Source organism: Morganella sp. TYF_1 (assembly GCF_043105645.1).
GTDB lineage: Bacteria > Pseudomonadota > Gammaproteobacteria > Enterobacterales > Enterobacteriaceae > Morganella > Morganella morganii_B.
This window is the reverse complement of the sequence record NZ_JBICLU010000018.1, coordinates 1-13321: the sequence shown is the minus strand read 5'-3', so window position 1 is coordinate 13321 and position 13321 is coordinate 1. Positions and strand designations below refer to the sequence as shown.

9 protein-coding genes are annotated in these 13321 nt (G+C 48.0%); all 9 read left to right on the top strand.

Features of this window, described 5'->3' with window-relative positions; all coding sequences use genetic code 11:
- The first annotated feature begins 130 nt into the window (after positions 1-130).
- A complete protein-coding gene (gene tssB / locus ACF8OF_RS09395; RefSeq protein ID WP_072869741.1) occupies positions 131-664 on the top strand; it encodes a type VI secretion system contractile sheath small subunit in 534 nt (177 codons plus the stop codon).
- 20 nt (positions 665-684) lie between these two features.
- Positions 685-2190 (top strand): type VI secretion system contractile sheath large subunit, encoded by a 1506-nt coding sequence (tssC, locus tag ACF8OF_RS09390; RefSeq protein WP_262860502.1) that lies wholly within the window; start codon positions 685-687, stop codon positions 2188-2190.
- A 169-nt stretch (positions 2191-2359) separates the two neighbouring features.
- The gene (locus ACF8OF_RS09385; RefSeq protein WP_279800144.1) at positions 2360-2845 is read left to right on the top strand and encodes an Hcp family type VI secretion system effector; all 486 of its coding nucleotides are present in this window, start codon (positions 2360-2362) and stop codon (positions 2843-2845) included.
- A gap of 172 nt (positions 2846-3017) precedes the next feature.
- Positions 3018-3578: a type VI secretion system lipoprotein TssJ gene (gene tssJ / locus ACF8OF_RS09380; protein WP_262860500.1), complete on the top strand. Its 561-nt coding sequence runs from the start codon at positions 3018-3020 to the stop codon at positions 3576-3578.
- Between the two features lie 3 nt (positions 3579-3581).
- Positions 3582-4928: a type VI secretion system baseplate subunit TssK gene (tssK, locus tag ACF8OF_RS09375; RefSeq protein WP_262860499.1), complete on the top strand. Its 1347-nt coding sequence runs from the start codon at positions 3582-3584 to the stop codon at positions 4926-4928.
- Positions 4928-6310 (top strand): type VI secretion system protein TssL, long form, encoded by a 1383-nt coding sequence (gene tssL / locus ACF8OF_RS09370; RefSeq protein ID WP_274371544.1) that lies wholly within the window; start codon positions 4928-4930, stop codon positions 6308-6310. The genes tssK and tssL overlap by 1 nt, the downstream gene beginning before the upstream one ends.
- 8 nt (positions 6311-6318) lie before the next feature.
- Complete coding sequence (gene tssM / locus ACF8OF_RS09365; protein WP_279800147.1) at positions 6319-10215, top strand: type VI secretion system membrane subunit TssM; 3897 nt, start codon at positions 6319-6321, stop codon at positions 10213-10215.
- 105 nt (positions 10216-10320) lie between these two features.
- Positions 10321-10977, top strand: a complete 657-nt coding sequence (locus tag ACF8OF_RS09360) for a hypothetical protein (protein WP_279800149.1) — start codon at positions 10321-10323, stop codon at positions 10975-10977.
- 50 nt (positions 10978-11027) lie between these two features.
- A partial coding sequence (locus ACF8OF_RS09355; protein WP_392496418.1) for a type VI secretion system Vgr family protein occupies positions 11028-13321 on the top strand: 2294 nt, incomplete at its 3' end.

Here is a 13321-nt window from a genome sequence, read left to right as displayed (position 1 = left end):
GTTTAATATGTAATAACGCCTTTGCTCATCGGCCTGGTGTTAAATTTCTGGCTAATGAAAGCGGCTAATTTGAGTGAAGTAATATTAGTAATTTTACTAATCAAATTAAACAAAAAAAGAGAAACACGGTATGAGAATTAATAACGGTAGTGCTCAGAAGTTCATAGCAAGAAACCGCGCTCCCCGCGTGCAGATTGAATATGACGTCGAAATTTACGGTAGTGAGAAAAAAATAGAATTACCATTCGTAATGGGTGTATTAGCTGATTTGTCCGGTAAACCACTGGAACCGCTTCCGCCGGTTACAGACAGAAAATTCCTGAGCATCGATATTGATAATTTCGATGATCGCATGAAGAGCATGAAGCCGCGCGTGGCTTTTGCTGTACCGAACACGTTAACCGGCGACGGTCAGCTGATGGTCGATATTACATTTGAAAGCATGGATGATTTTGCGCCAGATGCGATTGCCCGCAAAATCGAGCCACTGGCTGAGCTGCTGGAAGCACGCACTCAGTTAACTAACCTGCAAACCTACATGGATGGTAAGGCAGGGGCGGAAGGTCTGATCATGCAAATCCTGCAGGATAAAGAACTGCTGAAAACCCTGGCGTCTGCACCTAAGCGTGAAGACAAAGTTTCAGATCCGTCTCAGGACGACTAAGAATTGTAGGTGACAGAGATATGTTAGCTCAAAATACTCAGAAAAATGCCGGCGCAAAAACAACGCAGACGCATGAACAAAGTGATTTCAGCTCCCTGCTCGCACAGGAGTTTAAATCAAAAACTGAACAGTCCAAAACGGCGGTTCAGAATGCAGTGAAAACGCTGGCTGAACAAGCCCTGGCGAACTCTATTACGATTTCCTATGACGCGTATAAAAATATCGAGTCTATTATTGCGGAAATCGATCTGAAGATGTCAGAACAGATTAACCTGATTCTGCATCACAAAGAGTTCCAGCAGCTGGAAAGTGCATGGCGCGGCCTGCATTACCTGGTCAATAACACCGAAACCGACGAGAAACTGAAATTACGTTTCATGGATATCTCCAAGGATGAACTGCGCCGTAACATGAAACGCTATAAAGGCGTGGCATGGGATCAGAGCCCGCTGTTCAAACAGGTTTATGAAGAAGAATATGGCCAGTTAGGTGGCGAGCCGTACGGCTGCCTGGTTGCTGACTACTATTTCGATCATACGCCGCCGGATGTTGATCTGCTGGGGTCTATCGCGAAAGTCGCTGCGTCTGCACACGTACCGTTTATCACCGGTGCTTCTCCGTCTGTTATGCAGATGGATTCCTGGCAGGAGCTGTCCAACCCGCGTGACCTGACTAAAATCTTTACCCAGAACCTGGAATATGCAGCATGGAACTCACTGCGCCAGTCTGAGGATGCCCGTTATATCGGTCTGGCCATGCCGCGCTTCCTGGCGCGCCTGCCATACGGTATCCGTACCAACCCGGTTGACGAGTTTGATTTTGAAGAAACCACTGACGGTTCTGATCACAGCAAATATGCATGGTCAAACGCGGCATATGCCATGGCTGTGAATATCAACCGCTCATTCAAACATTTTGGCTGGTGTACGCTTATCCGCGGTGTGGAAAGTGGCGGTGTGGTGGAAAATCTGCCGTGCCATACTTTCCCGAGTGATGACGGCGGCGTGGACATGAAATGTCCGACAGAAATTGCGATTTCTGATCGCCGTGAAGCAGAACTGTCCAAAAATGGTTTCATTCCGTTAATTCACCGTAAAAACACAGACTATGCTGCGTTTATCGGCGCGCAGTCTCTGCAGAAACCTGCGGAATATTATGATCCGGATGCAACCGCTAACGCCAACCTGTCAGCACGTCTGCCATACATGTTTGCCTGCTCCCGTTTCGCGCATTATCTGAAATGTATCGTCCGTGACAAGATCGGTTCATTCAAAGAGCGTGATGATATGCAGAAATGGCTGAATGACTGGGTGATGAATTACGTTGACGGGGATCCGGCTAACTCTTCCCAGGAAACGAAAGCACGCCGTCCGCTGGCTGCCGCAGAAGTGGTGGTTGAGGATGTGGAAGGAAATCCGGGTTACTACCAGGCGAAATTCTTCCTGCGTCCGCACTTCCAGCTGGAAGGTCTGACTGTTTCTTTACGTATGGTCGCTAAATTACCGTCACTGAAAGGTGCAGCGTAATCGCGTCCTGAAACAATATTCCCCCGCTTTACAAAGGGAACAGCAGTTCATTGCCGGTGAGGACCATAAGGATATCAGGCCCGATACCCGGCATAACACAAGTGGTAACCACAGGGTGTGGTTACCTGTCAAAGCAATTTGATTAATGCATTAATAAGAGGAAATACAGATGGCTCAAGATATGTTTTTAAGAATCGCAGGCATCGATGGTGAAGCACTGGATAACGCACACAAGGATGAAATTGAAGTTCTGTCATGGCGCTGGGGTGTGAATCAGCAGTCCAACATGCACAGTGGTTCAGGCGGCGGTTCCGGTAAAGCAACTGTGGAAGATTTCACATTTGTTCACTATACCGATAAAGCAAGCCCGAACCTGCTGAGCTACTGCTTATCTGGTAAACACATCAAAGACATCCAGTTTACTGTCCGTAAAGCGGGTGGTACTCCGCTGGAATACCTGATTATCAAATTCACTGATGTTATCATCACTGATGTTGCGATGCAGGGCTCTATCGAAGACGAAAGCCGTCCGCGTGAAGTGGTTAAATTCTCCTTCACTAAGATGACTCAGGAATATGTTATCCAGAATGCTGAAGGTAACAAAGCAGGTACTATTGCAGCTACCTACGATGTTAAAGCTAACCTGATCGGCTGATAACATTTTATATCGGAATAAAACCTGCTGTTTCAGGACAGCAGGTTTTTATCCCCGATAATTATTTTTATACATATTTAATTGTTTGCAATTTTTAGTGGCGGACAATATTATTTAATTATTCTTAGTTGTTTATACATATCAGCATTTTCATAATGCCAGGCATGGTTATATGTCCGATAATACAGAAAAAAATCATACCATTTTTAAGGTAACGAATATCCTGTGTGCTCTGGTAATATCCTTTCTGATAACCGGGTGCAGTTTTTTCAGTACTTCAAAATCAACCCCGTCTGAAACTAAGTCTGAATCAGAACTAAAAATTAGTTTGGTGGCCAGCGCTGAAATCAATAAAAGTAAAAACCAATTGCCATCACCACTGAATGTATTTGTTTATGCTGTAAAATCAAAGCAATCATTTTTAAGTACGGATTATTTAACCTATTTATACAAAAATCAACCTAATCCTGAAAATGAAATGCTTATTCTGGAATATATTATCAGGCCGGGCGAAACAAAAACAATTGATTATAAAATTAATTCAGATTTTCCCTATATCGGGGTGATCGCAGCGTATAAAGATATCAATAATGCTAAATGGAGCGCCGTATATCCGTTGTCAGATTTGCGCGGCGCAACATGGACTGAAAAGTACATTTTATTTACCGGGCCTGAACATGAAATTAAAGTCTTATTTTCAAATTCAGTTGTGTCAATCAAAGAGAATGGATGAGTTGTGAGAACAAATAAAGTCGTATGGAGTGAGGGATTGTTCCTGCGCCCTCAGCTATTCCAGCAGCAAGAACGTTATTTTGAATATATTGCTCATAAACGTGCAGCGACCATTAGTCCGTTCTTCTGGGGTTTTGCACAATACGAGATTGATCGTGAGGCATTGTCTTATGGCAAGCTGGTCTTACGTTCAGGGCAGGGGGTTTTCCCTGATGGTACGCCATTCGGAATCCCGGGCCATGATGAGCAGCCTGAACCTTTAACCATTACAGCCGAGCATCTCGGAAAGATGATTTATCTGGCTGTACCGTTGCGTCTTGATAACAGTGATGAAACGATTTTTGATGAATTTGATACCAGTTCATTAGCCCGTTTTTCGTCGTATGAAGAAGAAATTAATGATACCAACGCCGTGCGTCAGGGACCGAAGCCGATCCAGCTGGCGCGTATGCGTTTGCGTCTGATGCCGGAAACGGAAATGACGGAATCATGGATTGGTATTGCGCTGGCAAAAGTCAAAGCGATTCAGCCTGACGGCAGTGTGCTGCTCCATCTGGAGGATCACATCCCGCCGGTTACCGGTTATGCGGCTAACTACCTGCTGACGGAGTGGATAACCCACCTGAACGGGCTGGTAAAAATGCGGGCGGATATGCTGGCATCCCGTCTGGCATCCAGTGACGGTAAAGCCAGTGCCAGTGCGGAAGTGGTCGATTATCTGTTACTGCAGATCTTCAATAAATATGAGCCGATCTTAAATCATCTGCGCCATATACCTGAAACCGCGCCGATTGTGATTTATGAGGAGCTGGCGAAGTTTGCCGGGGAGTTATCCACATTCCTGCGGGCGAAAACACGGCGGCCGAATATGGCACCGGGCTATGATCACGCCAACCTGTATGCCTCCATCCGGCCTCTGGTGGATGAAGTTCACGGCCTGCTGAACCAGATGCTGGTGCGTTCCGGTCAGAGCATTCCGCTGGTGCGCCAGGAGCACGGTGTCTGGACGGCGTCGGTTATTCCGAGCGAACTGCGCGGGTTCTCCAACCTGGTGCTCGCCGCATCATCACAGCTGCCGCTGGATGTTATGCAGCATCAGTTTGTGGCACAGACCAAAATCAGCTCACCGCATAAACTCCAGGAACTGGTCCGTTCTCACCTGCCGGGGCTGATTTTGCGTAATCTGCCGGTTCCGCCGAGACAAATACCTTATACCTCCGGATATCTGTACTTTGAACTGATGAAGCAGGGACCTTACTGGGAAAATATCCTCAACAGCGGTTCTCTTGCTCTTCACGTTGCAGGGGACTTCCCGGGGATACGGCTTGAGCTTTGGGGCGTGAGGGATTAATGAACCTGTTCAATGACAATTACGGTGATGATGACGATCAGGACAAAAAAGGTCCTGACGGCGCATTGACGGATCATCAGGCAGAGCAGTCCCCCCAGTCAATGGGGGCTTTTCTGCATGATGACGGCAGTTTCTTTGCTCCGCTGGACAGTGATCCGCTGGGTAAGGATGAAATTGATTACCGTGATCTTGCAATTAAAAGCGAAAGTATCCAGGCCCGGATCCAGCGTGTCAGCCGGGCGGAAGATCCGTTACTTGAGGCGGTACAGCCGCTGCTGCGGGCACTCAGTGAACTGCCTGAACAGGTCGCTGACCTGAAACAGGTGGAGATCCTCAAAAAGAGTCTGAAAAACGAAATTGCCACTTTTACTGCCGTGTGTGATGCGGTGAGTATCCCGTGGCAGAAAATGGCCATTATCCGTTATGCCATTTGTACCGCGATCGATGAATCCATCCACTCCAAAGCCTGGGGGCTGGCGTCCGGCTGGTCGCAGAGTAACCTGCTGAACCACTTTGAAGGGGATAACGACGGGGGGAACAAATTCTTCCTGCTGATCGGCCGTTTGTCCATGAACCCGCAGGAATATACCGATGTGCTGGATATTTTGTCCCGTATTCTCGGGCTCGGGTTTGAAGGCCGTTACAGCATCATCGAAAATGGCGATCGCCAGCTGAATAAAATCCGTCAGCGCCTGTTGTCGTTACAGCAGAGTACCCGTGACTCTGTGCCGGCGGCATTATCGCCGAATGCGACAGTGACCCAGGAAGACCAGGAAGTACGCCGGATATATCTGCCGGTGCGTATTTCCCTGATTATCTGCGCATTTATTCTGATCAGCCTGTTTTCCGTCTTTAAATACTGGCTTTCTGTTGATCTCGGGGAATTTAACGACCGGGTTGCGGCACTGAAACACGGCGAACTGAAACATACTCAGCTTGCTGTCAGTGTGCCGAAATTGCGTCTGGCTATCCTGCTCAAAGATGAAATTGCCAAAGGGCTGGTTGAGGTGGATGAAAGTGGTCCGCAGAGTATTGTGACGTTCCGCGGTGATGCGATGTTCCCTTCCGGCCGTAAAGAAGTCAAACCTGAAATGGACAAAATCCTCACCCGTGTGGCGGATGAAGTGAAACGTGTTGACGGTAAGGTGGTGATTGCCGGACACACGGATAACGTGCCTATCGGACGGGCCAAATTTGCCAGTAACGAGGAGCTCTCGCTGAAACGTGCTGAATCTGTGGGGGACTTCTTTGTGAAAGCGGGGATCCCGGCGCAGGAAATTGAGACAAAAGGCATGGGGGCTTCACAACCGGTCAGCAGTAATAAAGATGAACAAGGGCGTGCGCTTAACCGTCGCGTTGTCGTTTATGTTACCTATCTGTGAGTTATAAAATGTCATTCTGGAATCGAACATTTGCACTGCGGTTTTTAAAAAGATTTCTGATATTTCTTTTCTTTTTATTAGCAGCCGCCATCATATGGTACCTGGGACCGACATTCGGCTATGGTGAGATCCGTCCGCTTGAAGACGCTGTACCGCGGATCATCTTCATTGTTCTGCTGGCTGTTATTTTTATCGGGCTCTGGTGCCGTGTTCCCTGTTTTCTGCTTGCGGTACTGACACTCTGCGTGACATTCTGGGTCTTCTCGCCCTATCTGCTGCTCGGGGAGTCCTATCCGTTTGAGGAAACCACACCGCGCCTGATTGTTATCGGGGTCATTACGCTGGTGACACTGCTGTACTGTGTCTGGCTGCTGATCTCCATGCTGCGTTACAACCCGGAAAAACTGGATCGCTTTTTTAAGAAAAGCAGCATTGATCCGGTCCGCGCTACAGAGCGTTACCGGGAAGTTGTCGCCGTTATCAATAATGCTGCCCGTTATGTGGCGCATACCGGCCGCAAAATTTCCCGCTGGAGTCATTTCTGGCGTCCGAAAAAGGTGGTTTACGATCTGCCGTGGTACATGATGCTGGGTCCGAAGGACGCCGGTAAAACGACGGCGGTGTTGTCATCAGGTCAGGAATTTCCGTTACCGGAACAATTGCTGCGCGTTTCCCGTGACAGTACACCCACCGCAAACTGTGAATGCTGGTTTACCAACGAAGCTATTTTTGTTGATACCTCCGGTAAATACATCGATGAATCAGATGAAAATGCGGGTGAGTGGGAAGCACTGGTTAAGGCGATTAAGAAAAACCGTCCGCTGAAATCACTCAACGGTGTGGTGGTCACCATCCCGGTGACTGACCTGATGGGGAAAGATAAGAAAGAGCTGTATGCGTTATCATCAAAATTCAGAACACAACTGGATATGCTGCGCCATGAGTTAGGGGTGCGTTTCCCGGTGTATGTGATGATCACCAAGATGGATATGGTGTCCGGTTTTGATGAATACTTCCGTTCGCTGACGGTGGAAGAGCGCGACCAGATCTGGGGCTTTACCCTGCCGTTTGGTGAGAAAAAGAAAAAATCCGATGCGATTGTCGAGATCCGCGATGTGCTGCGCAATGAGTTATCCTCACTGGAAAGCCGCCTCGATAAAGACATGACCGCGCGTATGCTGGATGAATATGATGTTACCACGCGTAAACGCATGTATCAGTTGCCGCAGGATTTCCGGTTACTGGCGGACTCTATCGCCGAGTTCGGTCAGAACGTGTTCTCGCCGTCCCGTTATGATGATACGCAGAAGTATACCTCACTGCGCGGTATCTATTTTGCCAGCAGCACGCAGTCAACCATGCAGTCTCTGCTTAACCCGAACACCATTGTTCAGAAATGGCGGGATATGGCAAACAGCCTGGGGGATGTGGTTACTGACAAAGCCGAGGATACAGAAGATCGTCTGGTTCAGGAAACCGTCAACGGTAAGCATTTCTTCCTGAAACAGCTGTTTGAAAACTTTATCCGTGACCGCAACCTGGTGCGTTACAACCTAGCGCTGACCGCCAAGTACCGCTTCCAGACACTGGCCGGTCATCTGCTGACGATTCTGCTGACGGTCTGGCTCTGTTATGCGCTGGTGGTCAGTTATCACAACAACCGGAACTATCTGGATGATGCAACGGTGAAAGTGGAGCAGGTGTCAACCGTGCTGGATGAGTACCTGGAAAATAACAGTGACGGCCTGCTGGCGAAGATGCTTTCACTGACTCAGGATATTCCGGTGCTGGGCGTGTTCGACTTTAAAGATCCGCGTCTGTCTTACCGTTACGGCCTGTATGTCGGTTTTGATATCCGTGAAGAATCAGACAAGATTTATCAGTATTTCCTGCAGCGCTGGATGCTGTTCTCACTGGAGCGGATGGCTGAAAAATCCCTGTTTGATGCCGTAACGGCGGATGATGCAGATACCATTTACGACAAACTGAAAACGTACCTGATGCTGCACGGCGAAGGGAAATTTGATAAAGATTACCTGATTAAAACGCTGACTGAAGAAGCACAGGCAAACCGGATGATTGAAAACTACGGTCAGACCATTGTCTTTGTTTCTCACCTGGAAGAGCTGTTTAACGATCCGCAGTGGAGCCAGTATAACCCTGAGATTAATGACCGCCTTGTGGCTGCCGCGCGTGTGGTTCTGCAAAAAAAGCCGTTAGCCTCTCGCCTGTACCAGAAAGTTAAAGAACAGGCGATGACGGAGGCGCCTGAAAATATAACACTGAACAAGCTGGCCGGTGACCAGTTGGGCAGTATTCTGGAAATCAGTGATGAGTCACTGGCACTGAACGGTATTCCCGGCATTTTCACGAATGCCGGGTATCATCAGGTTTTTAAAAAAAAACTGACTGATTATGTAAAAAATATCCAGAGCGAGGACGGTTGGATCACCGGGCAGAAAAGTGAAGCCCGCCCGGCCGATATCAAACAGCTGGACGGCTTTTATATGACGGAGACAGAAGAAGCGGTACTGAAACTCTATCTTCAGGAATATGTGGCAGTCTGGAATCAGTTCCTCAACGGCATTCAGCTGAAGAAAATTGTGCCGGATGCGGCGGTGGGAAATGATACCACGTTTGATATGTACGCCCTGCAAATCCTCAGTGCGCCGGATTCACCGCTGATTGATATGATTACACAGATCGGTCATGAAACCGCGTTGTCTGTTGATTTCGCGAAAAAGGAATCGGAACTGCCGGATCTGTCCAAAACCCAGGTCGGCCGGAATCTGACAACCGGGCGTCTGGGATCGGTCACCCGTAACCTGAAAGATATTCAGACGGTAAAGGAAGCTCTGTCGCAGCGGGAAACAAAAATCCTGTATGACAATGTGGATCGCCGTTTCTCAGCGCTGCACCGTCTGATCAATCTGGATACCTCGCCACAGCCGGGAAACAAGAGAATTCAGGCAGGGCAGGGCGGGGATAACGGGCTGAATAAAATCATCAGTATGTTGGGGGATCAGCATAATTATCTGGTGATCACGGAATCAGCAATGGAGGACGGCAGCGCGCTGCCTTATCCGTCAGAAGCGGAAAAACGGCTGAAAGCGGAGTCCCGGCTTTGGCCGGCACCACTTAAAGCGATCATCATGCCGCTGCTGGGAGGGATATCCGTAAAGCTGAGTCAGCAGTTCACACTACAAAGTAATGAAGCCGTCAAAACGGAATTAGGCGACATGTGTGTCGCCTCTTTTCAGGGCAGCTATCCCTTTGCGGACAGCGAAGAAGAAGTCAGCCTTGAGGAGTTTGAAGTCTTCTTCGGGCCCGGCGGTATAGTGGATGCTTACTATAAAGAGAACCTGGAAAAACTGGTGGATACCAGTGTGTCACCATGGCGCTATAAACGGGAAGATTTGCGCGGAAATGAAGACCGGGAGGTGCTGCGTTTTTTCGAACAGGCCCGGGAGATCAAAAAAGCCTTTTTTCGTAACGGGATGAGTGAAAATGTTTCTTTCAGTTTTAGCGCAAGTATCCCGGCATTGTCGCCGCGGATTTTGCAGTTTGGTATTAATATTAACGGAACAGCACTGACTTACAAACACGGACCGGTCTGGCCGAAATCATTTAAATGGCCGGTACAGGACACCGAAAACACGATCACAATGAATGCCGTTTCCGCAGATAATTCAGAAAATACCGAAGAGCGCGTACTGATGGGCGAATGGACGCTGCTGCACTGGATGGATATGGCGGACGAACAAAAAAATATATCTGCGGCTAAACAGACTCTGATTTACCGGCTGGGTGATCAAAAGGTCAGTATAAATATCAACGGATTAAATTATAAAGGTAAGCCGGTGAATAAAATGCTGAAGAATTTCAAGTGCCCGGTAAATATTTAAGCAATAGGTATTTATAATTAAGAGTATTCGTTTGCTTATTTAATTGTGGACTTTTCCTATTAATTATCAGAGCGATTTCCTTATATTGATAAATGGCTGCTTATTATGAAAATAAAGACAATTTTCTCAGGATTGGGAAATGGTTCAGGAAGAAACAGAATTAAGGGTAATCACGTAATTCAGCGTGTTATCCGCCAGTGCAGCCAGTTAAATATCAATCAATCGCTTAATAGCAGAGTGATTACAGAACAATTCCCGTGGTGCTTTGTTGTACCGGCATCTGAAAGGAAAGACGAGTTTTATCTCGGTGCTTTCAGTTTTCTCAGTGATGATAACTGTGTGATTTTGTATACAAAAGCAACGGATAAATGGACTGTCAGACATCTGAGTACGGCATCAAATGTTATTTTCTGGTGTTCACGGATAATTGCATTTCATATTGAAAATGAAAATTGTGTGATTGATGAAAAGAAATTAAGAAACTGGGTTACGTCGCTGCAACGATATTACTCTCCGCTGTGGGAATCAGTACTCCTGAAACCCGGATTTCAGTTTAAGAACAATTTGGACGTTCTGATATCTGAAATGACGTATACAGATTGTAATATCAATGATAATGGAGGAGTTAGCGCGATGCCATGGATGAATTGGCCTCATTGTATTAAGTCCTTTGACTCTGCCTGGCTATGGCGTCTGAATCGGCAGGGAAACATTTTAGACTCAATTAAGACAGATATCAGAAACATGGATGTCTCCGTTTAATTATGTACTTAATACAAACTTGATTTGTATCAAACCAATTAGGTGTGAATATGCCTCGAACATTAACGTTATATTGCTCGGCAATGCCGGAACTGGCAGGTGAGCCGGGCTTGGCAATATCAACACTGGAGGGCGAGGAAGCCCTGTCAGCGTTGTATCAGTACAAGGTGGTTGCAAAAACACCCGCAAACCCGGCCATTCCGTGGCAGGTTGCGGCAAACCTTGATCTGAAAAAATTCATCGGGCAGCAGATGACCGTTATTATCGAACTGGATGGTAACGGGCTGGAAACTGAACGGGGTTCCGGTAAGGGACACAGAGAGATTACGGGTCTTGTTGAGCGCGCCCGTTTTATCGGCAGAGATGAAAATCAGGCGATGTATGAATTTATCATACGTCCGTGGCTGAATCTGACAACACTGACTTCTGACTATAAGATTTACCAGCAGAAATCAGTCGTCGATATTATTGATGAAGTTTTATCTGATTACCATTTTCCGATTGAAAAGCGTTTATCTGCAATTTATCCGCCGCTTGACTTTCAGGTTCAGTATGGTGAAACCGATTTCGATTTCATTCAGCGCCTGATGGAAGAATGGGGGATTTACTGGTTCTATGAACATTCTGATCTGAAGAATCGTCTGGTACTTGTTGACCATGTCGGTGCCCATAAACGGACATTCAGTCCGGCGTATCATACATTACGGTATGAGTCCGATAAGCCGAAAGATGGTCAGGAATATATCGATCAGTTTGGTGCTCAGGAAACGATTACGTCAGGGCAGTGGCTGACATCGGATTATGACTTTAAAAAATCCCGTGCTGATATCTCCGCGCTGGATAAAAAGCCGCGTAAAACCAACTTTAATGAGTATGAGCAATATCAGTGGCCGGGTGACTATGATGATCCGTCAATAGGGGAATTCCTGGCGCGTGTCCGCAGTGAGGAACAGGGGTGTCTGGGCGCTCGTGCTGTGGGTTCCGGTGAAATTCGTTCTGTTGTATGTGGTACGACCTTTACACTGACAAATTACCCGCAATCCAAAGCGAACCGTGAATATCTGGTGATTTCAAATCAGCTCCGGGCTACTGAAATTAACCAGCAGTCTGACAGTGATGATTTCAGCATCTACACCAGTTTTGTTGTGCAGCCGACAACAAAAGTTTTCCGGCCACCACAGACTATCGCCAAGCCGTTCACACACGGCCCGCAAACTGCACTGGTTGTCGGACCGGCAGGTGAAACGGTCTGGACAGATGAATATGGCCGGGTCAAAGTCCGCTTTATGTGGGATCGCTACGGTAAAAATACCGATGCGGATTCCTGCTGGATCCGTGTCGGACAATCATGGGCCGGGGATAACTACGGCGGTATCTACATTCCGCGCGTTGGTCAGGAAGTGATTGTGGATTTCCTGCACGGGGATCCGGATCGTCCGATGATTATCGGCAGTCTGTACAATAACGCGACACCACCACCGTGGGATCTGCCGGCAAACCGGACACAGAGTGGTTTAATCAGCCGTACCATCGGCGGCGGTAAAACCAACTACAACGGTATCCGTTTTGATGACAAACCGGGGCTGGAAGAGTATTGGGAGCAGGCGGAACGAAATATGTCCCGTGTGACCAAACTGAACGAAACTCAGCTTATCGGGGTCAATCATTCCCAGACTATCGGTGTGAGCTCGGACTCTACTATCGGTGTTAACCGCAGTGAAACGGTCGGGGTGAACAAGAGCAGTATGGTCGGGGCTAACAGCAGCCAGATTGTGGGTGCTAACTTCTCCCAGGATGTCGTCGGTACGGCTTCCCGTATTGTTGGTCTGTCGGATTCTGTTGTTATCGGCGGTGCCTTCAGCGGGATATATGGTGCTGCCTATTCCATGAATATCGCGGCAGCCAGCTCGTATAACGTGGGCGGTGCATATGCTATTAACGTGGGTGGTGCTTATTCCACTAACGTCGGTGGTTACCATTCGGTTGCGGTCGGCGGTGCAATGCAGATGGGCGTCGGTGGTGCATTCTCTCTGACAGCCGGTGGTGAACTGGCTATCGGTTGTGTGGGATGCCTGGTGATTACTGCAGATCAAATTAAGATCAAGGCTAAAGACAGCCTGATTCTTGACGGCTGTAATACATACATTAACCCTGGTGATAATGCGCATGCCCGTGGATTCGGTACTCAGCCGGGTAGCCCTGTAGCGATCGCGGCACCGGCAATACCGGGACTACCGGGATTCATCATCTTCCCGGTGATTCCGGTACCACCAATTACGCCGCCGCCAACGCAGTCACCTACGGATCCGGAATTCACGACACCGTCTATCACGACACCGGAACC